This window comes from Piezobacter thermophilus, assembly GCF_055386745.1.
In genome coordinates this window covers 934500-960025 of the sequence record NZ_AP042380.1, presented here as the reverse complement: position 1 = coordinate 960025, position 25526 = coordinate 934500, and the positions used below count along the sequence as shown (strand labels likewise).

The following is a 25526-nucleotide window of genomic DNA, read 5'->3' as shown; positions in this document are numbered from 1 at the left end:
CGGCCCCCCCCGGGCCCACCGTTGCGGGGAGACCGGGACAGGGAGACACGCCAATGACCGAAGAGATGACACGCATCGTGCTGGCCAGCCGCCCCGAGGCTGAGGCAACGCGCGACAACTTCCGCCTGGAAACCGCGCCCATCCCCACCCCCGGCGCGGGAGAGGTGCTGGTGCGCGTCCACTACATGTCGCTCGACCCCTACATGCGCGGCCGGATGAGCGACGCGAAATCCTACGCCGCGCCGGTCCCCGTCGGCGGCACGATGGAGGCCGGCGGCGTGGGCGAAGTGATCGCCTCCAACCACCCCGACTTCCGCCCCGGAGACTTCGCCTTCGGGATGTTCGGCTGGGCCACCCATGGCTGCCTTCCGGGCGACCAGCTGCGCCGGATCGACCCCTCCATCGCTCCGATCACCACCGCGCTCGGCGTGCTCGGCATGCCGGGCTTCACCGGCTGGATCGGGCTCAACGAATTCGGCCGACCCCGGCCCGGCGAAACCCTGGTCGTGGCGGCCGCCACCGGCCCGGTCGGCTCGATGGTCGGGCAGCTGGCGCGCCTTGCCGGCCTGCACACGGTCGGCATCGCCGGCGGCGCCGAAAAATGTCGCATCGCCACCGAAACCTTCGGCTTCGACGCCTGCATCGACCACCGCGCCTTCGACAACGCCCGCGACCTTCGCAAGGCCATCGCCGCCCAATGCCCCGACGGCGTGGACATCTACTTCGAAAACGTGGGCGGCACGGTGCTCGAAGCCGTCCTGCCGCTGATGAACAGTTTCGGCCGCATCCCCGTCTGCGGGATGATCAGCTGGTATGACCCCGCCCCCCATGAGGGAGCAGGCCTCACCGCCCCGATGATCTGGCGCACCATCCTGGTCAGGTTCCTGTCGGTCAACGGCTTCATCATCTTCAACCATTTCGACCGCTACCCGGAGTTCCTGACCGAAATCGCCCCCAAGGTGACCAGCGGCGAAATCCGCTACCTCGAAGACATCGCCGAAGGCCTGGAAAACGCCCCCGCCGCCTTCCTGTCCATGCTCAAGGGCGGCAATACCGGCAAGCAGATCGTCAAGCTGATCTGAGCCCCCCTTCCTCTTGCCCGAAATACTCTCGGGGGGAGTCCCGGCCCGCGGGGGCCGGGACCGGGGGGCAGACAGCCCCCCGCCCGATCAGAACGCTTACGGCCCGCCCGCCCCGTCATCCCCCTTCAATGCCCGCCAGCCGATATCGCGCCGGCTGAACCCTTCCGGCCAGTGAATCGCATCGACCATGGCATAGGCGCGCTCGCGCGCCTCGCGCAGGCTGGCGCCGCGCGCGGTGGCGTTCAAAACCCGCCCGCCCGCGGCCACGATGCGCCCGTCGCGCTCGGCGGTGCCGGCATGAAAGCACATCTCGAAACTGCTCTCCGGCAACCCCTCCAGCCCGCCGATCTCGCTGCTCTTCTCATAGGCCCCCGGATAGCCCTTTGCTGCCAGCACCACCGTCATGGCGTGATCGTCGGCCCAGTTCACCCGAACCCCGGCCAGCCGCCCCTCGGCGGCCGCATGCATCAGGTCGAAGGCCTGCGCCCCCAGCCGCATCATCAGCACCTGGCACTCGGGGTCGCCGAAACGCACATTGTATTCCACCAGCCGCGGCTGCCCGTCGCGGATCATCAGCCCGGCATAAAGCACCCCCGTATAGGGAAACCCGCGCCGGGCCATCTCGTCGATGGTCGGACGGATGATCCGGTCGATCGCCAGGCGCTCCACCTGCGGGCTCAGAACCGGCGCCGGAGAATAGGCCCCCATGCCGCCAGTATTGGGGCCGGTGTCGCCTTCGCCCACCCGCTTGTGATCCTGGGCAGTGCCCACCGCAACGATGTCGCGCCCGTCGCAGAGCACGAACAGCGAGGCCTCCTCGCCCTCCATGAACTCCTCGATCACCACCTCGGCACCGGCCTCGCCGAAGGCACCGGAGAACATGTCGTCGATGGCGGCCAGAGCCTCATCCACCGTCCCGGCCACGATCACGCCCTTGCCGGCGGCAAGACCGTCGGCCTTGACCACGATCGGCGCCCCCTGCGCCCGCACATGCGCCTTTGCCGCCTGCGCATCCGAAAACCGCGCCCAGGCCGCCGTGGGCACGCCGGCAGCGTCGCAGATCTGCTTGGTAAAGCTCTTCGACGCCTCCAGCCGCGCCGCTGCCGCCGAAGGTCCCAGCACCAGGATCCCCGCCTCGCGCAGCCGGTCGGCCACGCCGGCCGCCAGCGGCGCCTCAGGGCCGATGATGACGAAATCGATCGCCTGCGCCTGCGCGAATTCCGCCACCGCGCCTGCGTCATTGATGTCAAGCGCGGCACATTCGGCAATCCGGGCGATACCGGCATTGCCCGGCGCGACGAGCAGCTTGTCGCATTTGGGATTTTGCATCACCGCCCAGGCCAGCGCATGTTCGCGCCCGCCGCCACCGAGGATGAGTATGTTCATGGGGGAAGCCCTCCGTTCCGCTTGGCCTTGCCTGCGGCGCGTTCTAAGCTGAGCGCCAATGCAGAACAAGGCGAAGACATGTCCGACCTGATCGACGACCCGCTGCCGGGGCGGAACCTGCCGGAATACACAGTCTCGGAAATCTCGGGCGAGGTGAAGCGCACGCTCGAGGGCGCCTTCGGACGCATCCGCGTGCGCGGCGAGGTGGGGCGGGTGTTCCGGGCGCGCTCGGGGCATCTCTATTTCGACATCAAGGACGAACGCAACGTGCTGGCCTGCACCACGTGGAAGGGGCAAATCGCCGGGCTGTCGGTGATGCCCGAAGAGGGGCTCGAGGTCATCGTCACCGGCCGCATGACCGCCTTCGGCGGACAGTCGAAATACAACCTCAACGTAGACGAGGTGGTCATCGCCGGCCAGGGCGCGCTGATGGCGCTGCTTGAAAAACGCAAGAAGCAGCTTGCCGCCGAAGGGCTGTTCGACCCCGCCCGCAAGAAGAAGCTGCCCTTCCTGCCGCGGGTGATCGGGGTGGTCACCTCGCCTTCGGGGGCGGTGATCCGCGACATCCTGCACCGGCTGCGCGACCGCTTCCCGCGCCGCGTGCTGATCTGGCCGGTGGCGGTGCAGGGCAGGGACTGCGCGGGCGAGGTGGCCCGCGCCATCGAGGGCTTCAACCGGCTTTCCCCCGGCGGCCCCCTGCCCCGGCCCGACCTGATCATCGTCGCCCGCGGCGGCGGATCGGTCGAGGATCTGTGGGGATTCAACGAAGAGATCGTCGCCCGCGCCGCCGCCGCCTCGCGGATCCCGCTGATCTCGGCGGTGGGGCACGAAACCGACACCACGCTGATCGACTACGCCGCCGACAGGCGCGCGCCCACCCCCACGGCGGCGGCCGAAATGGCCGTGCCCGTGCGGCTGGAGCTGGTCTCGTGGTGCGACGACATGGGCGCGCGGCTGCGACGCGCCGCCACCGACGCCATCGCCCGGCGCCGCCAGCGCCTGGCCGACCTTGCGCGCGCCTTGCCGCGCCCCGATTCGCTGCTGGAGGGGCCTCGGCAGAGGCTGGACCGGGCGGCCGAGGCCCTGCCCGCCGCGCTCATCCGCGGGGTCCAGGCCCGCCGCCTGCGACTGAGCGAGATCAGCGGCACCCTGCGCCCGGCCACGCTGCGCCGGATGGCGGCGCAGGAACGGCGGCGACTGCAGGATCTTTCGGCGCGCCTGTCCCCGGCGCTGGCGCGCATGACCGCCACCCGGCGCGAAAGGCTGCAATCGCTGGGCCTGCGGCTGGCCGCGGCGCGGCCCGAGCGGGACATCCGCCGCGCCAGGCTGGATCTGGAGCGAATCGCGCAGCGTCTTTCGACGGCGGCGCGGGGCGGGCTGGAGCGATGGCGGCGGCAGCTGGAAGCCACCGACCGGCTGCGCGAGACGCTGAGCTACAAGGCCACCCTGGCGCGCGGCTATGCGGTGGTGCGCGCAAACGGCAAGGTGATCACCACCAGAGCAGGGGCGGCACGGGCGCGGGTCCTCGACATCGAGTTCCGCGACGGCCACCTGAACGCCCGGCCGGAATCCGCGGGCGGGACCGCCCCGACAGACGAGCCCGAACAGGGCACGCTTTTCTGAAACGGCAAGGCGCCGGCGGGCACACGCCCCGGATCCCGCTTCGGCCCGAAACGGGAACCCCCGGCACCATCCGGGAAAGGCCGCCAGAAAAGGGAAAGACCCGCCCGGGTCAGGGGCGGGTCTTCCTGTCGCCATCCACGCCTGCCGGCGCCGGGCCGGAAGCGGCTCAGTCGTTGTCGAGCGCCTCGACCGCCTTCTGGAGGTCTTCCTTCGACACCTCCCTTTCGGTGATGGAGGCCAGTTCGAACACGTAATCCACCACCTTGTCCTCGAAGATCGGCGCGCGCAGCTGCTGCTGCATCTGCGGGTTCTGCTGGACGAATTCGAAGAAGGCGCGCTCCTGCCCCGGATACTGGCGGGCCTGGTTCATGATCGCCTGGGTCATCTCGGAATCGCTGACCTCGACCTCGGCCTTCTGGCCCAGCTCGGCCAGCAGCAGCCCCAGACGCACCCGGCGCTCGGCCAGCTTGACGTGCTCTTCGGTCGGCTCGATCTCGTCGTGGTCATGGCCCTCAACGTCGGGGTTTTCCTCGTGCCACAGCTGATGGGCGATCTGCTTGGCCTCGGCCTCGACCAGGCTGGGGGGCAGCTCGAAATCGACCATCTCGTCCAGCCGGTCCAGAAGCGCCCGCTTCATCACCGCCCGCGAGGCGTCCGCATATTCGGCCTCAAGCCGCTCGGCGATCTGGGCCTTGAGCTGATCCAGCGACTCGGCGCCGAACTTCCTGGCCAGTTCGTCGTCGATCTCGGCGGCGACGGGTTCCTTCACCTCCTTGACGGTGCAGGTGAAGACGGCCTCCTTGCCGGCCAGATGCTCGGCCTGGTAGTCCTCGGGGAAGGTGACGGTCACGTCCTTTTCCTCGCCCACCTTCACGCCGACCAGCTGCTCCTCGAAGCCGGGAATGAAGCTGCCCGAGCCCAGCACCAGCGGGTAGTCCTCGGCCGCGCCGCCCTCGAAGGGCTCGCCATCCACCTTGCCCACGAAGTCGATCACCACCTGATCGCCCTCTTTCGCCTTCGAGCCCTTGCGGCGCGGCTTGAAGTCCTGCGCCGTCTCGGCCAGCGACTTCAGGGCCTCGTCCACGGCTTCGTCATCGGCCTTGACCACCAGCCTTTCCAGCTTGATGGACTTCAGGTCCAGCTCGGGGATCTCGGGCAGGGCCTCGTAGGACATCTCGATATGGACGTCGTCGCCCTCTTTCCAGTCCTCGTTGGTCATCCTGACCTCGGGCTGCATGGCCGGGCGGTCGCCGGTTTCCTCGAAATGCTTCGCCATGGCGCTGTCGATGCTTTCCTGCATCGCCTCGCCCAGCAGGCGCTTGCCGAACTGACGCTTGAGCAGCGCCAGCGGCACCTTGCCCTTGCGGAAGCCCTTCATCTCGATATCGGGCTGTGCCTCGGCCAGTTTCTCATCGACCTTGGCCTCCAGTTCCGCAGCGGTGACGGTGATGGCGTAGCCCCGCTTCAGACCTTCTTTCAGCGTCTCGGTGACCTGCATATGTTTCCCCATGAGTTCAGGGGGCGCCCGCGGATCGCGCGCCCATGCGAATTTGGGGCCTTCTATTTGCCCGCGCCCGGCTTCGCAAGGGGGATTGCACGGCAGGGCCGCCCGACAGCCCCCCACCGCCCGGATTCGGCCCGATTTCCGCCCGCGCACCAAACAGACGGGCGCGCGAACGAAAGACGGCGGCGCAGGACGCCGCCGCCGTTTCCTTGGCGAAATCGCCTCGGCTCAGAACTTCCAGCGGGCACCGAACAGGATCGATGACGCATCCCGGTAGGCGACGGCCGTCTCGGAAAGACTGTAGTCGCGATAGCCCAGGTAGGCCTCGACATTGGCGTTGTCGAATTTCTGCACCGCGCCGATGCCCAGCGACTTGGACGTGGACCCGACCGAGTTGAAATCGCTGCCCCGGTAGTAATCCACCGAGATGGCGGTGCTGCCGACGGCGAACCAGTTGCCGATATAGCCGACCTTGCCATAGGTGTAGTCGCCGCTGTTCTTGCGGCTGCCGGCGGCGACGGTCACGTTGAAGCCGGACGGGAACAGGGCGCTGAACGACCCCATCGTGTCGTCCTGGTTCACACCATTGCGGTCGCGCCGGGAAAACCCGATGGCCCCCTTCATCTTCACGCCCCCCGCTTCGCCGGAGTAGCGCAGCGCAATGTCGGTGTACTTGTCGTTGCTGCCGACGGTCAGGATTTCCTCGCCATAGGCCACCGCCACCGAAAACCCGCCGCCAAAGGTTGGCGTGTCATAGCGGATACGGCCGCGCCGGCCACCGTCGAGATCGGGGAAGACGTTCTTGATGGCGACACCCGAAAGCGCCCCGGCCGCGGTACGGAATCGGAAGCTGCCGGCAGTATCGGGGACACCCGCATAGGCGACAAGCGTGGTGCCCGACAAGTCGGTATTGGCGGCGCCATCCGTTGCCATGCTGCCCTGGCCGACATAGATCTTGCCGTAACTGCCCGTCTGCCAGGCGAAATCGACCTTGCGCAGCTTGGTGCGAGACCAGTCGAACGCCTTGGGCGTACTGGTCTGCGACAGGCCGCTGGATGGGCGCAGCCCGAGGGCGGTTTCGAAATTGAAGGAAAACTCGCCATTCGCCATCGGCTGACGCAGCCAGATGCCGACGCGGCTGTTGGAGTTGACGTTGTCCACCAGCTTGCCGGTCGAGGACACGCCATCATCGAAAGTCAGGTAGGCCGGGTCGAACTGGCCATAGAACAGGGCAGAGCCACCATTGCCGTTTTCATAGCGCAGTTGCGCCGTAGCCGGGACAGCTGTCCCGACCGCGATCGCAGCTGCGATCAGCGGAGTTGCATAGGATCTGGACATTATCTTCGCCTTTTTTGTCTTGGAAACAGTGCCGTTCCCTTCGGAAATCGGACGAAGGTGACAACATGACACAGACTTTGACATAGGGCGCGAAAACCGGTTGGTTAGGGGCGGGCCGGGTCGCTGCCCAACTTTCGCCATCATGTTGCAACATTGCACCATGATGTTGCCGTAAGGTCACGCACTCCACAAGGCCGGCCCCCGGTGCGCCAGATCAGGTCCGGTAGTCGCTCAGCATCGCATCGACGACGCTGTCGCGGGTGATCACGCCCTTAACATTGTCCACATGTGACGACCGGGTGTTGCCGAGAACAAGCTCGGCCACGTGGCCATGCGCCTCCATGCGCTTGAGCACCGATTCCAGCAGGTTGCCTTCCAGTGTCACGCCCACGGGCCTGAGGATCGGCGACAGCGGGATGGTAGGCCGGTCGGGGTGGACCTCGACGATGCCGACCACGTGCTTGCCCCGCGCCACCAGCGCATGGGCGGGGCGGGACGGCATGTCCGAGACGCGCACCGGATCATCGGGCATCTCGGTCACGTCGATGACCGCGACGATCGGCTCCATCACTTCCGAGGCATTGCGGATCGGGAACATGTGCGAACGGCGGTCCTTGGGAATGTTGTGGCCGCGCCGGGCAAGTTTCATGGTGTAGATGTTCTCTTCCGACAGGGTCCGGCGCACGCCGATGGCGCAGGCCACGGCGATGATCGCGGCGACGGTGATGTTGTAATCGCCGGTCATCTCGAAGATCATCATGATCGCGGTCATCGCCGCCCCGGTGCCGCCGCCGACGATGCCGGCCATCCCCACCAGGGCGAAGGTCACCGGGCTGAAGCCGAGATTGGGCCACAGCTCGCCCAGCACCGCGCCAAAGGCCCCGCCCAGCGTCGCCCCCAGAAACAGCGAGGGCGAGAAGATCCCCCCCGACGCCCCGGCGGCCAGGCTGACGCAGGTGGCGACCAGCTTGGCCACGAAGAGCAGCCCCAGCAACCACCAGACGGTCAGCGCATCGTTGAGGATGGCCTGGATCGTGGCATAGCCGACGCCCGCGGTGTGATACATGCCGGTCCAGGTCACGAAGCCGTACATCATGACCCCGAGAAAGCTCATGCCGATCACGTTGCGCACATAGGGGTTGGCCGGAATCGCGTCGAAGCGGTCCTCGATCCAGTGCAGAAACCACACGAACAGCCACGACGCCACGCCGCACAGGACGCCGAGAATGACGAACAGCGGCAGCATGTCCACCGACAGCGGCACGAAGGGGTCGTGCTGGGTATAGGAGATGACCAGGAAGGCCGGCTCGTCCCCGAAGGCCAGGCGGCCGATATAGGTGGCCGCGCCGGTGGACAGCACCACCGGCAGGAAGGTGCGGGCGCTGAACTCGGGCAGCATCAGCTCGATGGCGAACATCACCGCGCCCAGCGGCGTGTTGAAGGTCGCGGCGATGCCGGCCCCGGCCCCGGCGGCGACCAGCGTGATGACCTGCCACGGCCGCAGCTTCAGCCACTGCCCCAGGACCGAGCCGATGCCGCTGCCGATCTGGATGATCGGGCCTTCGCGCCCCACCGAGGCGCCCGACCCGATCGACAGCGCCGAGGCCAGCGACTTGATGACCACCACCTGCGGCCGGATGCGGCCGTTGCGGAAATAGATCGCGTCCATCACCTCGGGCACACCGTGACCGCGGGCCTCGGGGGCGAATTTCGACACCAGGAACACCACGATCAGCCCGCCGATGACCGGAGCAAGGATGATCCACGCGCCGAAGGGGCTTTCGGGGGTGGGCAGATTGGCGTCATATTCGAACGAAAACGTGCCGAGGAAAAACAGGTTGTGGATGATCGCGATGAGATATCGCAACGCGATGGCGCCGAAGCCGGTGATCACGCCGATCACCACGGCAATCACCGAAAGCACGATCAGGTTGACTTGTCGGTTGTGCACGCCCGCTGTCTCTGGCATGGGATACCCTCGATATATTCGCGATCCTGAATCGGTGTCGGCGCCGCCTGTAGTAATGGCTATTCGGTGCAAGTGAAAGCACCCCGATCAAGGCGGCGTCGAGGGCAGCCCCGCGGCTGGCGGGGCAAGGCCCGCGAACGGGGTGACGAGGGAGATTTGGCAAATGGCAGCACAGGCGGTGCGTTCCGGAATTCGCGGACTGCGGCGCAAGATGCTCAGGCGGCGCCTGCCCGAGATCGTTCTCGGCGCGCTGGCGCTGGCGGGATACGTGTTCTACCTGAACCAGCAGGACGCCCGGGTGCAGGCCCATTTCGAGAAAACCCGCCGGGAGGCGCCACAGACATACCTGGACGAACTGCGCGTCGTGCGCGGCTTCAACGCCTACCTCGAAGCCTACGCCGAAATTCACGGCACCGACCGCTTCGGCGACCGGGCGCCCGAGTTCCTTCTTGGTCGCTGGGCGGTGTTCGACCGCCCGCTGCGGGTCGATGACCGCTTCAGCACCACCTCGTGCCGCAACGCGGTTCTGGTGGAGAACGGGCGGTTGACGCTGCCGGACGCGACAGGCGCCGTGCCGGCGGAATACCGGCTGTTCGGGAATCGCGTCTTCATCAGGACCAGGGATCGGCAGGACGAGATCATCATCCGCCTGATCGCTTCGGGCATCTATCTGCACCACCTGGAATTCGACCGGGGCGACGGGCGGGGCATCGGCTACGCCTATCGCTGCGCCTGAGCCGGTCGCGCCGCCGGCTCAGCCGGCAAGAAGCGCCCGCGCCGCCTCGCGCGCGGCGTCGGTGACGGTGTCGCCCGCCACCATGCGGGCGATCTCGTCCACCCGCGCATCCGCATCCAGCGGCGTCACCGTCGAAAGGGTGGCCCCGTCCACGATCTTCTTTTCCACCCGCCAGTGATGCGCCCCGCGCGCCGCCACCTGCGGCGAATGGGTGACGACCAGAAGCTGCCCGCCGGCCGCCAGCGCCTCGAGCCGCCGCCCCACCGCATCGGCGGTGGCCCCTCCGATACCGCGGTCGATCTCGTCGAAGATCATGGTCACGCCCCGGTCGGGCCCGGTCAGGCAGACCTTGAGCGCCAGAAGAAAGCGGCTGAGCTCCCCCCCCGATGCGATCCGGTTGAGCGGACCTGCCGGCGCACCGGGATTGGTTGCGACGGTGAAGGTCACCGCGTCGCGCCCGTCCGGGCCGGGATCGGTGGGGGCGAGATGGGTGGAAAAGACCGCCCGCTCCATCTTCAGTGGCGCAAGCTCGGCCATGACCGCCCGGTCCAGCCGCCCGGCGGCTTCGCGGCGCGACTCCGTCAACGCGGCGGCCGCGGACTCGTAGGCGGCCTCGGCCGCACGCAGAACCGCGCGCCGCGCCTGAAGATCGGCATCGCCCGCCTCCAGTGCCGCCAGCCGGTCCCGCAACTCCGCGGCCAGCGCACCCAGATCGTCGGGCAGAACCCCGTGCTTGCGCGCCAGCGCCCGAATCGCGAACAGGCGTTCCTCGACCCGTTCCAGTTCGAAGGGGTCGAAATCCAGCGCCTCGAGGCAGCGCGCCACGCCATCCTGCGCCTCGGCCAGCTCGATCAGCGCCCGGCCCAGCGCGGCAATCGCCTCGTCCAGCATGTCGGGGGCGCCCTCGCCCACCCCCTCGAGCCAGCGCAGCGCATCCGCCGCCGCCCCCTCGGCCCCGTCGCTGCCCAGAAGGGCAAACGCGCGGCCTACGTCATCGCGGATGCGCTCGGCCCCCTGCATCATGCGCCGGCGGGCATCAAGTTCCGCATCCTCCCCCGGCTGCGGATCCAGCGCGTCCAGCTCTGCCACCGCATGGCGCAGAAAACCCTCTTCGCTGCGGATCCGCTCCAGCGTCTCCTGCGCATCCGTCACCGCCCTGCGCGCGGCCTGCACTTCGCGCCAGGCATCGCGCACCGCGGTTACCAGATCGCCATGCCCGGCGAAGGCGTCCAGCATCGCCCGATGCCCGCGCGGGTCGAGCAGCCCCCGATCGTCCTGCTGCCCATGCAGCTCGACCAGCGTTGCGCTGAGCGCACGCAGCACCTCGCCCGAGCATCGCCGGTCGTTAACCCAGGCCGTCTTGCGCCCCTCGGCCGTGTTCACGCGGCGCAGGATCAGCTCGTCGCCCGCCGGAAGCCCGGCCTCGTCCAGAACCGCGCGCGCCGGATGCGCCGGGGGCAGGTCGAAAACCGCCACCACCTCGCCCTGCGCGGCGCCTTGGCGGACCAGGTCGGCCCGCCCCCGCCAGCCCAGCACGAAGCCCAGCGAATCGAGCAGGATCGACTTGCCGGCGCCGGTTTCCCCCGTCAGCACGTTCAGCCCCGACCGGAACGCCAGTTCCAGCCGGTCGATGATGAGCATGTCGCGGATGTCCAGTGCGCGCAGCATCTCCGCCCCTGGCGTCAGGTCGCCGCAGCCGGAGCCGTGCGCGCCGTTCCCGTCACAGCCATTCGCCCTTGATCGACTGGCGATAGATCTGCGCGAGCCAGTTACCCGAGAAGAGCCCCGGTTCAAGCCCCTTGCCCGTCAGAAGGTCGTAGCCGTCCTTATACCAGGGGCTGGACCGGTAGTTGTAACCGAGGATCGCACCTGCGGTACGCGCCTCTTCCTCCAGCCCCAGTGCCAGATAGGCCTCGATCAGGCGATACAGTGCTTCGGGCGTGTGGCTGGTGGTCTGGTAGTCCTCGACCACGGAACGGAACCGCTTGATCGCCGCGGCATAGTTCTTCCGGAGCAGGTAATAGCGCCCCACTTCCATCTCTTTCGCCGCCAGGTGGTCGAAGGCAAGATCGAATTTCAGCATCGCCGAGGTGGCATATTCGCTGTCGGGATAGACCTCGATCACCTTGCGCAGCTCCTGAAGCGCCTGGAAGGTCAGACCCTGATCGCGGCCGACCTCGTCGATCTGGTCGTAATAGCTGAGCGCCAGAAGATACTGCGCGTAAGCCGCATCCTCGTCAGTGGGATAGAAATCCAGATACCGCTGCGCGGTCGAGCGGCTGTTCTCGTAATCCTGCCCCTTGTGATAGCTGAAGGCCTGCATGATCAGCGCCCGCTTGGCCCAGCTGGAATAGGGATAAAGCCGCTCGATCTCGGAAAAGTACCAAGCCGCATCGTCTGTGCGGCCGCGGTTGAGCTCGAATTCCGCACGCTGGTAGATCTGCTCGGGCGTGAAGCCGTCCAGCCCCTTGGTGCGGTCGGCAGCGGGACCGCCACCGATGCCGCTGCACGAGGCCAGAAACAGAAACACGATGACTGCGCTGAGACGTTTCACCACTGTCCTGCTGCCCGTCATGCTTGCCAAACCCTTGCCGACCCCCGGCCTTCCGCCGGTTCGCGGCACGGTCTAGCACATTAATTCGCGGTGCAAAACGCCTTATCGGCGTCCTCGGCAAGATCGCACATGAGGCGCGGCGACCTGCCGCCAGGCCATGCCGTCACGCCACGCGGGGGATCTCGCTCAGCGCCAGCCCCCTGCCCGGCAGCCGGGCTGAGACGCGCGGATCGCAGATCACCGGGCGGACCGCGCCGGGCGTCGCGAACAGCTTGCGCAAGAGCGTGTTGGTCAGTGCGTGGCCGGCCTTCTCGCCCACGTAATGGCCCAGAAGGGGACCGCCCGCCAGCGCCAGATCGCCCAGCGCATCCAGCATCTTGTGGCGCACGGCTTCGTCGGCGCGCCGGAAACCGCCAGGCGTCAGCACATGGTCGCCATCGACGACCACGGCGTTTTCCAGCGACCCGCCAAGCGCAAGCCCGTTGCGCTGCATCCCCTCCACGTCGGAGAAGCGGCAGAAGGTTCGGCAGTCGCTGAGTTCGCGCGCGAACGCGCCATTGCCCATGTCGAGCGTGCGGCTCTGCCGGCCGATCGCGGCATCTTCGAAGTCGATGTGAAACTCGATCACCAGGCGGTCCGACGGCTTCAGCGTCGCCCGCGACCCGTCCTTTTCGACGCTCACCGTTTCGCGCACCTCGTAGGCGACCACGGGCGCATCCAGCGGCCGCACGCCGCGCGTCATGATCCCGTGCACGAAGGCCAGCGACGATCCGTCCATGATCGGCACTTCCGGTCCATCGATCTCGATCAGGGCGTTGTGAACGCCGGTCCCGGCCAGCGCCGCCATCAGGTGTTCGACCGTGGAGACGGACACGCCCGCCCGGTTGACAAGCCGGGTACAGAGCGGCGTGCGGTCCACCGCGTCATAGAGCGCCGGGATCATCGCGTCGCCCACCTGGATGTCGGTTCGCCTGAACCAGATACCATGTCCTGCGGCGGCGGGCCGGATCGTCATCCGCACCTTTGCGCCACCGTGCAGGCCGACGCCTTCGAACGTGACCGGCGATTTGAGCGTGTTCTGCAAAACGAGCCTCTGGCAGCGATGTCCAGCCTCGCGGGCTGTGTTGCGCAATGAGGTAGCGATGCCCCCCCGGCGGCTCAACTCAATCTTTGTAACGGAATGAAACACGGCTGTAACAAATCGGCAATTCCCTGCCGACGCCCCTGCAACCTGCCGTCAAAAAAGGAAAAAAGGCCGCCCGGCGGCGGCCTTTCCGGTTTCGAATGTGACCCGGTCAGTTCGCCTGACGGCGCAGGAAGGCCGGAATTTCGATCTTTTCCTGCTCGGGATCGGGCGCCGGCTCGGGCGTTTGCGCAACGCCGCTCCGCTGAAGGCGCGGCTGCGGGCGCGCCTCGGCCTGGTTGTCATGCGCGTGACCCGTCATCCGCCCGATCAGCCCGTTCAGACCGAAGCGCGAGCGCTCGGGTTTTTCCTCCGGCGGCCTCGCCTCAAGCGGCGGATCGGTCCGGGGGACGTTGCGAACGGCCGCCCGAAGACGCTGCTCGGCCTCGGGCGAGGGGGTGCCCGGCGCCGGGGCGCGCGGGGCGACGAAGCTATCGGCCTCGTCCTCAGCCATGGCGTCGGGGCGCGGCTCGAAAGCCGGCGCCTCGGGGGTATAGGCCGGCGGCGGCAGGTCGTCCTGCCCGACCACCGAGGGGGTTTCCTCTTCGAAGATGTCCTCGAACTGGTCGCTGGCGGCGACGTCTTCGGCCGCGACCGCATCGAACAGGGACGGCTCTTCGGCGGCTTCCGCCACCACCGGCTCCTGAAGATCGAACGGTTCCTCCCCGGCGGCCTCCTCGGCCGATACGCGCGGCTTGAGCGGCTGGGCAAGGGGCCTGCGCTCGACCGGAGCGGCCTGCACCGCCGAGGCATCGATACCGGTGGCGACCACGCTGACCCGCATGATGCCCTGCATGTCGGGATCCAGCGTGGAGCCCACGATGATGTTGGCTTCGGGGTCCACCTCCTCGCGGATGCGGTTGGCGGCCTCGTCCAGTTCGAACAGGGTCAGATCGTGACTGCCGGTGATGTTGATGAGAACGCCCCTGGCGCCCTTGAGGCTGATTTCGTCCAGCAGCGGGTTGGCGATGGCCTTTTCCGCGGCCTGGACGGCGCGATCCTCGCCCTCGGCCTCGCCGGTCCCCATCATCGCCTTGCCCATCTCATCCATCACCGCCCGCACATCGGCGAAATCGAGGTTAATCAGCCCCGGCTTGACCATCAGATCGGTCACGCCCTTGACGCCCTGGTAGAGAACGTCATCGGCCATGGCGAAGGCCTCGGTGAAGGTGGTCTTTTCGTTGGCCAGACGAAACAGGTTCTGGTTGGGAATGATGATGAGGGTGTCCACCACCTTCTGCAGCGCCTCGACCCCTTCCTCGGCCTGGCGCATCCGCTTGGCGCCCTCGAACTGGAACGGCTTGGTCACCACGCCGACGGTCAGCACGCCCAGCTCGCGCGCGGCCTGGGCGATGATCGGCGCCGCCCCGGTGCCGGTGCCCCCGCCCATGCCGGCGGTGATGAAGCACATGTGTGCCCCGGCCAGGTGATCGACGATCTGCTCGATGCTTTCTTCGGCGGCCTTGGCCCCGATCTGCGGACGCGCCCCGGCGCCCAGCCCCTCGGTCACCTTGACACCCAGCTGGACGCGGCTTTGCGCGTGGCTCTGCTGCAGCGCCTGAGCGTCCGTATTGGCCACGACGAAATCGACGCCTTCCAGCTTCTTCTCGATCATGTTGTTGACGGCATTGCCGCCGGCACCGCCGACGCCGAAAACGGTAATGCGCGGCTTCAACTCTTCCTGTCCGGGCATTGAGAGGGTCAATGTCATGCTCTGATCCGCCTGTCCTGCCGCCCCGAGCGGGCGGGCTTGATGCTTACCTGTCCTGTCCGATCCTACCCGGATGTTGCGCCGAGGTCACGAAAAAAACGCGAATTGAGCCCAATTTGCAGGCGGTTTTTCGCCTCTTTACACTGGATTTTGGGCGACTCGGCAACATCTGGGGGCTACCAGTTGTCCTTGAACCATTTGACCGCACGACGCAGCGACCGGGCCGGGTAGCGGTCCACCGGCATCTCGAAGTCCCACCACTCGTCCTGCGGGTGCGCGGCAAACAGGCTCAGCCCCACCACGCCCGAGAATCCCGGCCCCGTGGTCGATTGCGGCAAGCCGTGAACCCGCAGCGGCCGACCCAGACGCACCTGCTGGCCGAGGATGCGGCTGGCCAGGCCGTCGAGGCCCGTCACCTGGCTGGCACCGCCGGTCAGGACGATCTGCTGGCTGGGCATGTGATCGAAGCCGGCCGCGTCCAGCCGCGCGCGCACCTCTTCGAGGATCTCCTCGACCCGCGGGCGCATGATGCCGATCAGCTCGGCCCGGCTGACGGTGCGCCGGTCGCGCTCCCAGTCGCCGGTATCGCCGCCGATGTCGATCATTTCCCGATCATCCGCGCCGGTAGCGTGCACCCCGCCGCAGAACGTCTTGATCCGTTCGGCATTGGCCATGGGCACGCCAAGCCCCATCGAGATGTCCTTGGTCACATGCTCGCCGCCCATGCGCACGCAATCGGCGTAGATCATGTGCTTCTTCATGAAGATCGAGATGCTCGTGGTGCCGCCGCCCATGTCGATGCAGGCCGCGCCCAGTTCCTGTTCGTCCTCGACCAGCGCCGAGATCCCCGACACGTAGGCCGACGAGGCGATCCCGGCCAGCTCCATGTCGCAGCGCTTGATGCATTGCACGAGGTTCTGGATGGCGGTGGCATCCACGGTCAGCATGTGCATGTCCACCGCCAGCGTCTGCCCCAGCTGGCCGCGCGGATCGATCAGCCCCGAGCGGTTGTCCAGCGCGAAGTTCACCGGCTGGGCGTGCAGCACCTCGCGCCCGTCGCCGTATTCGGGGACATCGCAGGCCGCCAGCACCCGGGCGATTTCCTGTTCGGTGACCACCTGTCCTTCCAGATCCACCTGGGCATCCAGACCGTAGCTGCGCGGACGGGCGCCCGAGAAGCACGCGATCACGTGATCGACGCGGATGTCGGCCATCTTCTGCGCCGCCTGCAGCGCGGTGCGGATGGCCCGTTCGGTTTCGCGCATGACGGCGACCTCGCCGAACGCCACCCCGCGCGAACGGGTCGTGGCCGCGCCGATCACGCGAAAACCGCTCTGCCCGGCAAGAGAGCCGATCGAGCCGTCCTCGCTGAGCGGCCCGGTGCCGTCGAAACGCAGCACCAGGCAGGCAATCTTCGAGGTGCCCACGTCGAGAATGGCGACGACGCCACGCTGCATCGCCTGCTTGCGCATCTGCCGCATCGCGCGCTGAGACTGGTAAAGATCCTTCATCGCCTTCTACTGCCTGCCTCCGTTGATCTTTCTTGCCTGCCACCAATTTTCGACGGCGGCGCTGCTCATGCGGATGGTGGGCCGGTCGCCCAGCCGCATGTCCACCACCGTCACGTCGCGTTCGAGCAGATCCTGCGCCTCGCCCAGCGCGATCACTCGTTCCAGCGCCCGGACCGGATCGGCTTCGGGCAGCAGGATCCGCTGGCCACGGTCCAGAACCACGTCCCAGCGGCGCTCGCCCATCCGCACCAGCCCGCGCAGCCGCTTGCCCAGGGGGCGGGCGGCGGCGAAGATCGCCAGCGCCTCGGGTACCTTTTCGTCGGCCCCGTCTCCGGCGATCAGCGGCAGATCGGGTCGGTCGGCGCGCCGCATCAGGTCGTCCACATGCGCCCCGGTCGCATCCAGCATCTCGACCCCGTCGCGCGAACGCCAGACCACCGCCGGCCTGCGTTCCACCACGTCCACCTGCAGGATGCCGCCCGGTCGGGTCCTGACCGAGGCCGATTTCACCGGATCGAGGCCGGTGATCACCTCGCGGATGCGCGCAATGTCCAGATCGAAGCTGCTTACGGGGAAGTCCAGCGCGACCACTTCGCGGATATCCTCGGCAAGGTTGTCGCCGGCCCCGTCCACCACCATCACCCGGATCATGAATTCGGGCCTCTGCTCGAAGCTTTCGCGCAGTTCCGTCACGAAAAGGTTGAGCGCATCGCGCCGTTTCTGGTCGGCGAGGAACCCGCTGGCCAGCGCGAAGACCACAAGCGACGGCACCCCGATCCGCAGGCCCAGGCGCACACCCGGAGTCAGCAGCCACCGCTGCAGGCGATAGCTCAGCCGCGACGGCGCCGGATCCTTTCGTGACGGGCGCGGGGGGCGGGGCGGGAGCGGAGGCGTCACCTGTTGCATGAGGCATCCTCCACGATCCAGCGGCACAACGCGCCGAAGGGGATCCCCGCCACCGCCGCCTGTTCGGGGCTGAGCGATGTGGGCGTCATGCCCGGCTGGGTGTTGACCTCGAGCAGCACCAGCCCCTCGGCGCCGCGCGCCTCGTCCCAGCGGAAATCCGCCCGGCTGAGCCCCCGACAGCCCAGCGCCCGGTGGGCACGCAGGGCGTGATCGAGGCAGAGGCCGGAAATGTCGTCGGGGATCTCGGCCGGCACCACGTGGCGCGAACCGCCGGGGCGATACTTGGCGTCGTAGTCGTACCAGCCATCGGTGATGATGTCGGTCACCGCCAGCGCGCGCTCGCCCATCACGGTCACGGTCAGTTCACGCCCCGGCACGAAGGTCTCGACCATCACCACCTCGGGCATGTCGTCGGTCAGCGCCGGCGGGGCATTGGCCGCCTCGGGCACGAGATAAACCCCGACCGAAGACCCCTCGTTGTTAGGCTTGACCACATAGGGCGGCGCCATCACATGGCGCGCCGACACCTCGGCACGCGGATGGAGCCCGCCTTGCGCCACCGGCAGCCCGGCGGCGCGGAACACCTCTTTGGAGCGCTGCTTGTCCATCGCGAGCGCCGAGGCCAGCACGCCGGAATGGGTATAGGGGATGCCCAGCCACTCCAGCAGGCCCTGCACGCAGCCATCCTCGCCCCAGCGGCCATGCAGGGCGTTGAATGCGACATCGGGGGCGATTTCGCGCAGGCGTTCGGCAAGGTCCGGGCCGGCGTCCAGCTCGACCACCTCGAAACCTTCCTCCCTGAGCGCGGCGGCGCATTCGCGCCCGCTTGACAGCGATACCTCGCGTTCGGCCGAAGGGCCGCCCATCAATACCGCCACCCGGAGGATCGTCCTGCCCGACTGATCCACGTCAAGTGCCTCGTTTCCGCCGGATCTTTCGTGCGACCCGGTCCTGTTATCGTTCGTCTTTCCCCGTCTCCGCGCCCGATGAAATGCCTGTCCGTGCCGCGCGGGCGGGGTCATTCGTCCTCACGCGGCTCGCCGACCCGCATGATTTCCCATTCTAGCGTGATGCCGCTTGAATCGTAAACCTTTTTTCGCACCTGCTCGCCCAGCGCCTCAAGCTCGGCAGCGGTCGCACCGCCGGTATTGACCAGGAAGTTGGCGTGCTTCTCGCTCATCTGCGCGCCCCCCAGCCGGACGCCGCGCATGCCGGCATCGTCGATCACCTTCCAGGCCTTCAGGTCGTGCACGTCATCGGCCCGCCCGGTCGAGGAAAACCCCGCCGGGTTGCGGAAGGTGGAGCCGGCGCTGCGCTCTTTCACCGGCTGGGTCTCGTCCCGTTTCTTCAGCTGCGCGGCCATCCTTGCGGCCAGTTCGGCCGGCTCGCCGGGCGGGCCCTGGAAGGTAGCCTCGATCAGCACCGCGCCCTCCGGCAGATCGGTCCGGCGATAGCGGAAGTTCAGATCCTCCGCCCCCAGCGTGACGATCCTGCCCTGCCGGGTCACCGCCCGGGCCGAGACGAACACGTCGGCCACGTAGGTGCCGTAGCAGCCGGCATTCATCCGCACCGCGCCGCCGATGCTGCCGGGGATGGTGCGCAGGAAGGTCAGGTCCACGCCCGCCTCGGCCGCGCGACGGGCCACATGCGCATCCAGCGCCGCCGCCCCGGCGGTGACGCGGTGACCCGCGACCGAGATGCCGTTGAAGCCCCGTCCCAGCCGGATCACCACCGCGCGGATGCCGCCGTCGCGCACGATCAGGTTCGATCCCACCCCCATGGGAAAGACCGGGATGGACGGGTCCAGATCGCGCAGGAAGGCGGCAAGGTCGTCCTCGTCGGCGGGCTGGAACAGCCAGTCGGCCGGCCCGCCCACCCGCAGCCAGGTCAGATCGGCAAGGCTGCGGTTCGGGGTCAGCCTGCCGCGGGGGGTGGGAAGCTGGGTCATGTCGCGCCCCTGCCCGCCCATGCGCGCACGGCTCCCCCGCCGGGGCGCCGGTGAGCAAGCCGCAGCAGCACGGGACTAGCCCCGTCTTTCACCGCGCCGGGCCAGCGCGCGGCCGCCAAGCCCGCCGACGATGATCCCGAATATCCCCGGAAACAGCACCCCGGTCAGCAGCGCGAAGGGCAGGAATGCCTTCTCTTCCTCGCCCTCGCCCACTGCCGCAAGGCGAATGATGATCACCAGCGCCACCAGGCTGGCCAGCCCAAGCAGCCACAGGAAGCCGCGCGTGCCGCCATGGCGCCCGGCCAGCAGCCCTGCCGCCGCCCCCACCAGCAGCCCCGCCAGCGGCACCAGCGCGTAAAGTCCCACATTTTCCATTCCGCTTCCCCTTTGTCGCGGCGCCTATTGCCGGGCCTTGCCGATCCCCTCCAGCCGCCGGCGCAGCCAGCGCGCGAGATAGATCACCGGCCAGCGCAGGACCGACATCGCACCGGCCAGCACGATCAGGCCGACCCATGGTCCATTCTCATAGGTCACGAAGCCCAGCAAGGGAATACCGACGGCAATCAGGACATAGGCGTTGCGCCAGTGATTGTCCTTCGACGGGGTCATGGCCAGAAGATTGGCAACCACGGCCCAGGCCGCCGCAAGGATCAGCGACAGGGTCATCCACGAGCCTCCTTCTTCCTTCCGCGCAGCCTGCGCCACAGATGGCGCAGCGGGCGGCGGAATATCGACACGAATGCCGCAAGCGCGGCAACCGACCACCCCCAGCCATGGTCGAAACCGAGCCGGACGATCAGGACCGGCGCGGCCAGCAGCAGAACGAAACCGGGCGCGAACTGCCAGCGCACGGGCAGAAGGGCCACGACCGTCGCCGCAACCGCCCACAGCGCCGCCGCGATCACCGAGGCGCTCATGGCCGCACCCCCAGCGTCAGCACCAGCGCCGACAGCGACAGGATCAGACCCAGCACCGGCACCGCCATCGGCACCCGGAACGGAGCCTGCGGGTGGCGGCGCTTTTCGAGGATGAGCGCCAGATTGACCAGCGAGAACACTCCCAGAAGGATCGCCGAGGTCATCTCGGCCAGAAACGTCACGTGCAGGAACAGCGCGAACAGGATCACCACCGTGCCGATCAGGACGGTTGCCAGAACCGGGGTGCCAAAACGGGGATGGGCGTGGTGGAACGCCGCCAGCGCCGGCGTCCGCCGCCCCAGCCCGAACAGCACCCGCGCCGCCATGACGATCTGCGCCAGCACCCCGTTGAGCGCGGCGAAGACGGCGATGGCCGACAGGAATGCGGCATCGCCCCCCCGCGCGGTCTGCCAGACCAGGGCCAGCGGGCTGGAACTGCCCGCAAGCCGCTCCAGCGGCACCGCGTGGACCGCCGCCCATGTCACCAGCGCGTAAAGAACCGCGGTAATGGCCAGCGAGGCGAGGATCGCCAGCGGCAGGGTCCGCTCCGGGCGCTCGACCTCTTCGGCCATGTTGACGATGTCCTCGAAGCCGATGAAGGCGAAAAAGGCCAGCACCGCGCCCAGCCCGACCCCTCCCGGCACCAGCGCGGCCGGGGCGGTCCAGTCGGGCGAAGGCTCGGCCGACAGCCCCGCCCAGATCACCAGCCCCAGGCCGGTCAGCTCGATCAGGGTGAATATCGCCGCCAGTGCCAGGCTTTCCAGAACGCCGATCACCGCGACCGCCACCAGGGCGGCGCCCAGCCCCACGATCGCGGGCGCCGAGGGCACGCCGAACCCCTGTGAAAGATACCCCACCCCACCGCCCAGCACCGCGCCGGCCGAAACCGTACCGGCAGCCACGATGCCCAGCCCGACAACAAGGCCCAGCCAGCGCCGACCGAACCCGCGCGCCACATAGGCGGCCTCGCCCGCGGCTTCGGGCAGGCGGGTCGAGAACTCGGCATAGGACAGAGCCGCCGGCGCCGCGATCAGCCCGGCGACGAGGAAGGAAACCGGCGCCCAGACCCCGGCCCGGCCGGCGATCGCGCCGACCAGAACGTAGATGCCCGCCCCCACCATCACGCCGACACCGTAGGCCGTCAGAAGGCCCGGTCCGATCCGGCGTCTGAGGCGGTCTTCGGTCATGTCTGCCAGTCCCGCAATCGTTCCACCAGGCCGCTGGCCCAGGCGCTGATGGTGCCGGCGCCGAGGCAGACGACGATATCGCCGGGGCGGGCCTGTTCGCGCACCAGGCGCTCCAGATCGTCTTCGTTCAGGATCGCACGGGCGTGGCGGTGGCCATGCCGGATCAGCCCGGCCACCAGATCGTCGCGCGAGGCGCCGGGGATCGGGTCCTCGCCAGCGGGGAAGACCTCGGCGATGGCGACCACGTCGGCCTCGTTGAAGCAGGCGCAGAAATCCTCGAACAGGGTGGACAGGCGGGTATAGCGGTGCGGCTGGTGCACGGCGATGACACGCCCCTCGGTAGCCTGGCGTGCGGCGCGCAAAACGGCGGCGATTTCCACCGGGTGATGGCCGTAATCGTCGATGACGGGGATGCCGTTCACCTCTCCGACCTTGGTGAACCGCCGGTTGACCCCGCCGAAAGCGGCCAGGGCGGCGCGGATCTCCTCGCCCTTCATCCCCAGTTGCCGCGCCACCGCCACCGCCGCCAGCGCGTTCGAGACGTTGTGATCGCCCGGCATCGGCAGGGTGCAGCCCTCGATGGTGATGTCCTCGGCCTGCAACGCCACGTCGAAATGCGCAACCCCCTTTTCATAGCGCAGGTTCACCGCCCGCACATCCGCCTGGGCGTTGAAGCCGTAGGTGATCACCCGGCGGTCGGTGATGCGCCCCACCAGCATCTGCACCTCGGGGTGGTCGGTGCAGCAGATGGCAACGCCATAGAAGGGAATGTTCGAGACGAATTCGTGAAACCCCTGGCACAGGTTGTCGATGGTCCCCCAGTGTTCCATGTGCTCGGGGTCGATATTTGTGACGATGGCGATGGTCGCCGGCAGGCGGTTGAAGGAGCCGTCGCTTTCGTCGGCCTCGACCACCATCCATTCGCCGGTGCCGAGGCGGGCGTTCGAGCCATAGGCATGGATGATGCCGCCATTGACCACGGTGGGATCGAAGCCCCCCGCATCCAGCAGCGTCGCCACCATGGTCGTGGTGGTGGTCTTGCCGTGGGTGCCGGCGACGGCGACATTGGACTTCAGCCGCATCAGCTCGGCCAGCATGTCGGCGCGCCGCACCACCGGCAGGCCGCGGGCGCGGGCCTCGTCCAGCTCGGGGTTGCCGGGCTTGATGGCCGAGGAGATCACCACCACCGCCGCGCCGTCGAGGTTTTCGGCCTTCTGCCCGATGAAGATGCGCGCCCCCAGCCCGGCCAGCCGATCGGTGATCTTCGACGCCTTCAGGTCCGACCCCTGCACGTCATAGCCGAGATTGAGCAGCACCTCGGCAATCCCCGACATGCCGATGCCGCCGATCCCCGTGAAGTGGATCGGGCCGACGTCGCCGGGAAGCTTGGTGGCGGGGGTCATGCGGTGTCCTTCTCTGCCAGTTCCTCGACCAGGGTCACGAGCCGCTCGGTCGCGTCGGGGCGGGCCGCGGCAAGGGCGGCATGGCTCATCTTCACGGCCGCGTCCGGGTTGGTCAGTACCGCCGTCATCTGCGCGGCCAGCGAGGCGGCGTCAAGGGCGCTTTCGGGAATCATGATCGCCGCACCCGCCTGCACCAGTCCGCGGGCATTCGCCGTCTGGTGATCGGCCGCCGCCGCGGCAAAGGGCACCAGGATCGAGGGCCGCCCGATCACCGTCAGATCGGCGATCGAGGAAGCCCCGGCGCGCGAGATCACTAGTTGCGCCTCGGACATGCGCGCCGGCACGTCGCGGAAGAAGCTGCGCACCTCGGCCCCGACGCCCGCCTGCGCATAGGCCGCGACCACGCGCTCTTCGTCTTCGGGGCGGGCCTGGTGGCTGACCCGCAGGTTGCGGCGGAGTGCCTCGGGCAGCGCCGCCACCGCCGCCGGCACCACGTCCGAGAGTATCCGCGCGCCCTGGCTGCCGCCCATCACCAGGATCGACATCGGGTAGTCGCCCGGCGGGATATAGGGGGCGCCCGCACGCTCCAGCACCGCGCGCCGCACCGGGTTGCCCACATGCACGCCCTGCGCGCCCTCGGGCAGATCCGTCGGCCAGACACCGCAGGCCATACAGGCAACGCGCGGCGCGAAAAGCCGGTTCACCCGCCCCAGAACGCCGTTCTGTTCATGGATCATGCGCGGGATCTTCAGCAGCACCGCGGCGGACAGCGCGGGAATGGTCGGATAGCCTCCGAACCCCACCACCACGTCGGGACGGTCGCGGCGCATCAGCCACGCGGCGCCCAGTATCCCGGCGGCGATCTTCGGCCCCGCCGCCGCCTTCGCCGCCATCCCGCCCCGCGCGAAGGTGGCCGACGAAACCTGCGTGATCTCGGTCGTGTGCGGAAACCCGCCGGCAAAGCGGGCACCGCGCACATCCGTGGACAGCCGCACCCGCCAGCCCCGGTTGAGCATCGCCTCGGCCAGCGCCTGGGCGGGGAACATGTGTCCACCCGTGCCGCCCGCGGCCAGCAGAAGAAACCGGCCCTGCGTCATCGGTGCCCCCGCAGGATGTCGCCGATCTCGCCCTGCGGCCGGGTCCGGGTGAAGGCCAGCAGCATCCCCACCGCGATGCCGCCGGCGATGATCGACGATCCGCCATAGCTGACAAAGGGCAGCGTCATCCCCTTGGCCGGCAGCAACCGCACCGCAACCCCCATGTTGATCATCGCCTGCACGCCGAAGATCGCCGCCAATCCGGTCCCCGCCAGACGGATGAACGGGTCGCGCTCGCGCATGAGGCGCACCAGCGACCGCACCACCACGATCGCGAACAGGGCGATGATGATCAGCACCAGAACCAGACCGTATTCCTCGGCCGCCACCGCAATGATGAAATCCGTGTGCGCATCGGGCAGCGACCACTTCACCTGCCCCTCGCCGACACCCACGCCGAAAAGCCCCCCCTCGCGGATCGCATTGGCGGCATAGCCCAGCTGGGTATTGGGATCCACCTCGGGGTTGAGGAACCCGTCGATGCGGCGGGCGAAATGCTCGGACAGCGAATAGGCAAGCGTGCCGCCCGCCACCGCCAGCCCGGCCATCAGCGCCAGCAGGAACAGCGGCGCGCCGGCCACGAAATACATCACCCCCCAGCTGAACAGGATCAGGCTGGCCTGCCCGAAATCGGGCTGCAGCACCAGCAGCCCCATGACCAGAAGGCAGAGCATGAACGACCACAGCGTGCCCGGCGGGCCGTTGATCTGCTGGCTGGCCGACATCAGCCAGGCCACGGCGATGATGAACCCGGGCTTGAGAAATTCCGAAGGCTGCAACGCCGCGAAGCCCAGCGAATACCACCGCACCGCCCCCTTGCCGTAATCGGTGCCGAAAAACGGTAGCAGCACCAGCGCCACCAGAACCGCCAGAAACCCGATGACGCCAAGCCGCCGCACCAGCGTGGGCGACATCATCGAGGTGACGAACATCGCCACCATTGCCAGGCTGCCGAACACGATCTGCCGCTGGAAATAGTGAAAGGGCGTGAACCCGTTGCGCTCGGCCAGCGGCACCGAGGCAGCCAGCCCCAGCAGCAGACCGACCGCAAACAGCATCAGAATGCAGGACATCGACCACTTGTCCACCGTCCGCCACCACTTCGGAAGAATCGGTTCACCGGCCCGCTCCGGGACCGCGCCGTATACCATCTCAGTCATGGGTAACTGCCACCTTCTGCCTCGCCCTGTCCCGGTTTTCCGGGATCTTGCGCCAAGTCTAACCGCAAACGGCCGATCACGCCAGCCTCATCCCCCGGCAAGGCCGATCCCCCCGGCCTTGCGCCCCGGCCGGAGCCCCCCTCTTCCTCTTGCCCCAAATACTCCGGGGTGAATTGCCCCGGCACGGGGCAAGAGGGGCAGCGCCCCTGCGCCGCGCCATCCACTGCCGCCACACGGCTGCAAACCTTCCCGTCGGCACGAGATGCCTTGCCGCCAGGCACCGGAATTCCTAGGGTCGCGCCAACGCTCGG

At 68.0% G+C, this 25526-nt stretch carries 22 protein-coding genes; 3 read left to right on the top strand and 19 right to left on the bottom strand.

Annotated features, from left to right (window positions below; all coding sequences use genetic code 11):
- Window positions 1-53: 53 nt before the first annotated feature.
- Window positions 54-1082, top strand: a complete 1029-nt coding sequence (locus ACZ5CM_RS04550) for an NADP-dependent oxidoreductase (protein WP_464641537.1) — start codon at window positions 54-56, stop codon at window positions 1080-1082.
- Between the two features lie 96 nt (window positions 1083-1178).
- Here ACZ5CM_RS04550 and purD read toward each other — a convergent pair whose 3' ends face one another.
- Window positions 1179-2468 (bottom strand): phosphoribosylamine--glycine ligase, encoded by a 1290-nt coding sequence (gene purD / locus ACZ5CM_RS04545; protein WP_464641536.1) that lies wholly within the window; start codon window positions 2466-2468, stop codon window positions 1179-1181.
- Window positions 2469-2546: 78 nt separating this feature from the next.
- On the opposite strand from purD, the gene xseA reads away from it, so the two are divergent.
- A complete protein-coding gene (gene xseA, locus ACZ5CM_RS04540) occupies window positions 2547-4091 on the top strand; it encodes an exodeoxyribonuclease VII large subunit (RefSeq protein ID WP_464641535.1) in 1545 nt (514 codons plus the stop codon).
- Window positions 4092-4257: 166 nt separating this feature from the next.
- Here the strand turns inward: xseA and tig are convergent, their stop codons facing one another.
- The 3 genes from tig to ACZ5CM_RS04525 all read right to left on the bottom strand — a co-directional run bounded on the left by tig (window position 4258) and on the right by ACZ5CM_RS04525 (window position 8902).
- Window positions 4258-5589, bottom strand: coding sequence for a trigger factor (gene tig / locus ACZ5CM_RS04535; protein ID WP_464642487.1), 1332 nt, complete (start codon window positions 5587-5589; stop codon window positions 4258-4260).
- A gap of 234 nt (window positions 5590-5823) precedes the next feature.
- Window positions 5824-6933, bottom strand: coding sequence for a porin family protein (locus ACZ5CM_RS04530; RefSeq protein WP_464641534.1), 1110 nt, complete (start codon window positions 6931-6933; stop codon window positions 5824-5826).
- Between the two features lie 214 nt (window positions 6934-7147).
- Complete coding sequence (locus tag ACZ5CM_RS04525) at window positions 7148-8902, bottom strand: chloride channel protein (protein ID WP_464641533.1); 1755 nt, start codon at window positions 8900-8902, stop codon at window positions 7148-7150.
- A 163-nt stretch (window positions 8903-9065) separates the two neighbouring features.
- Between ACZ5CM_RS04525 and ACZ5CM_RS04520 the strand changes: the two genes are divergently transcribed.
- On the top strand, window positions 9066-9638 hold the full coding sequence (locus ACZ5CM_RS04520) for a hypothetical protein (RefSeq protein WP_464641532.1): 573 nt from the start codon (window positions 9066-9068) through the stop codon (window positions 9636-9638).
- Window positions 9639-9656: 18 nt separating this feature from the next.
- Here ACZ5CM_RS04520 and recN read toward each other — a convergent pair whose 3' ends face one another.
- The 15 genes from recN to ftsW all read right to left on the bottom strand — a co-directional run bounded on the left by recN (window position 9657) and on the right by ftsW (window position 25215).
- Window positions 9657-11306: a DNA repair protein RecN gene (gene recN, locus ACZ5CM_RS04515; protein ID WP_464641531.1), complete on the bottom strand. Its 1650-nt coding sequence runs from the start codon at window positions 11304-11306 to the stop codon at window positions 9657-9659.
- 52 nt (window positions 11307-11358) lie between these two features.
- Window positions 11359-12213 (bottom strand): outer membrane protein assembly factor BamD, encoded by an 855-nt coding sequence (locus ACZ5CM_RS04510; RefSeq protein WP_464641530.1) that lies wholly within the window; start codon window positions 12211-12213, stop codon window positions 11359-11361.
- Between the two features lie 142 nt (window positions 12214-12355).
- The gene (gene lpxC, locus ACZ5CM_RS04505; RefSeq protein WP_464641529.1) at window positions 12356-13276 is read right to left on the bottom strand and encodes a UDP-3-O-acyl-N-acetylglucosamine deacetylase; all 921 of its coding nucleotides are present in this window, start codon (window positions 13274-13276) and stop codon (window positions 12356-12358) included.
- A 211-nt stretch (window positions 13277-13487) separates the two neighbouring features.
- Window positions 13488-15068, bottom strand: coding sequence for a cell division protein FtsZ (gene ftsZ, locus ACZ5CM_RS04500; RefSeq protein ID WP_464641528.1), 1581 nt, complete (start codon window positions 15066-15068; stop codon window positions 13488-13490).
- A gap of 194 nt (window positions 15069-15262) precedes the next feature.
- Window positions 15263-16597 carry a cell division protein FtsA gene (ftsA, locus tag ACZ5CM_RS04495; RefSeq protein WP_464641527.1) on the bottom strand — a complete coding sequence of 445 codons (1335 nt, stop codon included), beginning with the start codon at window positions 16595-16597 and terminating at the stop codon, window positions 15263-15265.
- A gap of 6 nt (window positions 16598-16603) precedes the next feature.
- Window positions 16604-17503 (bottom strand): cell division protein FtsQ/DivIB, encoded by a 900-nt coding sequence (locus tag ACZ5CM_RS04490; protein WP_464641526.1) that lies wholly within the window; start codon window positions 17501-17503, stop codon window positions 16604-16606.
- Window positions 17491-18369: a D-alanine--D-alanine ligase gene (locus tag ACZ5CM_RS04485; protein WP_464642486.1), complete on the bottom strand. Its 879-nt coding sequence runs from the start codon at window positions 18367-18369 to the stop codon at window positions 17491-17493. Before ACZ5CM_RS04485 ends, ACZ5CM_RS04490 begins: the two co-directional genes overlap by 13 nt.
- Window positions 18370-18521: 152 nt before the next feature.
- Window positions 18522-19451, bottom strand: a complete 930-nt coding sequence (murB, locus tag ACZ5CM_RS04480) for a UDP-N-acetylmuramate dehydrogenase (RefSeq protein ID WP_464641525.1) — start codon at window positions 19449-19451, stop codon at window positions 18522-18524.
- A gap of 75 nt (window positions 19452-19526) precedes the next feature.
- Window positions 19527-19826, bottom strand: a complete 300-nt coding sequence (locus ACZ5CM_RS04475; RefSeq protein WP_464641524.1) for a hypothetical protein — start codon at window positions 19824-19826, stop codon at window positions 19527-19529.
- Window positions 19827-19850: 24 nt separating this feature from the next.
- Window positions 19851-20117: a DUF2484 family protein gene (locus tag ACZ5CM_RS04470; protein WP_464641523.1), complete on the bottom strand. Its 267-nt coding sequence runs from the start codon at window positions 20115-20117 to the stop codon at window positions 19851-19853.
- Window positions 20114-20368, bottom strand: a complete 255-nt coding sequence (locus ACZ5CM_RS04465; RefSeq protein WP_464641522.1) for a DUF2484 family protein — start codon at window positions 20366-20368, stop codon at window positions 20114-20116. Before ACZ5CM_RS04465 ends, ACZ5CM_RS04470 begins: the two co-directional genes overlap by 4 nt.
- Entirely contained in the window at window positions 20365-21555 is a 1191-nt protein-coding gene (locus tag ACZ5CM_RS04460; protein ID WP_464641521.1) for an APC family permease, read from the bottom strand. The genes ACZ5CM_RS04465 and ACZ5CM_RS04460 overlap by 4 nt, the downstream gene beginning before the upstream one ends.
- Window positions 21552-22958, bottom strand: coding sequence for a UDP-N-acetylmuramate--L-alanine ligase (gene murC, locus ACZ5CM_RS04455; RefSeq protein ID WP_464641520.1), 1407 nt, complete (start codon window positions 22956-22958; stop codon window positions 21552-21554). The genes ACZ5CM_RS04460 and murC overlap by 4 nt, the downstream gene beginning before the upstream one ends.
- Window positions 22955-24055, bottom strand: coding sequence for a UDP-N-acetylglucosamine--N-acetylmuramyl-(pentapeptide) pyrophosphoryl-undecaprenol N-acetylglucosamine transferase (locus tag ACZ5CM_RS04450; protein ID WP_464641519.1), 1101 nt, complete (start codon window positions 24053-24055; stop codon window positions 22955-22957). The genes murC and ACZ5CM_RS04450 overlap by 4 nt, the downstream gene beginning before the upstream one ends.
- The gene (gene ftsW, locus ACZ5CM_RS04445) at window positions 24052-25215 is read right to left on the bottom strand and encodes a putative lipid II flippase FtsW (RefSeq protein WP_464641518.1); all 1164 of its coding nucleotides are present in this window, start codon (window positions 25213-25215) and stop codon (window positions 24052-24054) included. The genes ACZ5CM_RS04450 and ftsW overlap by 4 nt, the downstream gene beginning before the upstream one ends.
- Window positions 25216-25526: the final 311 nt, after the last annotated feature.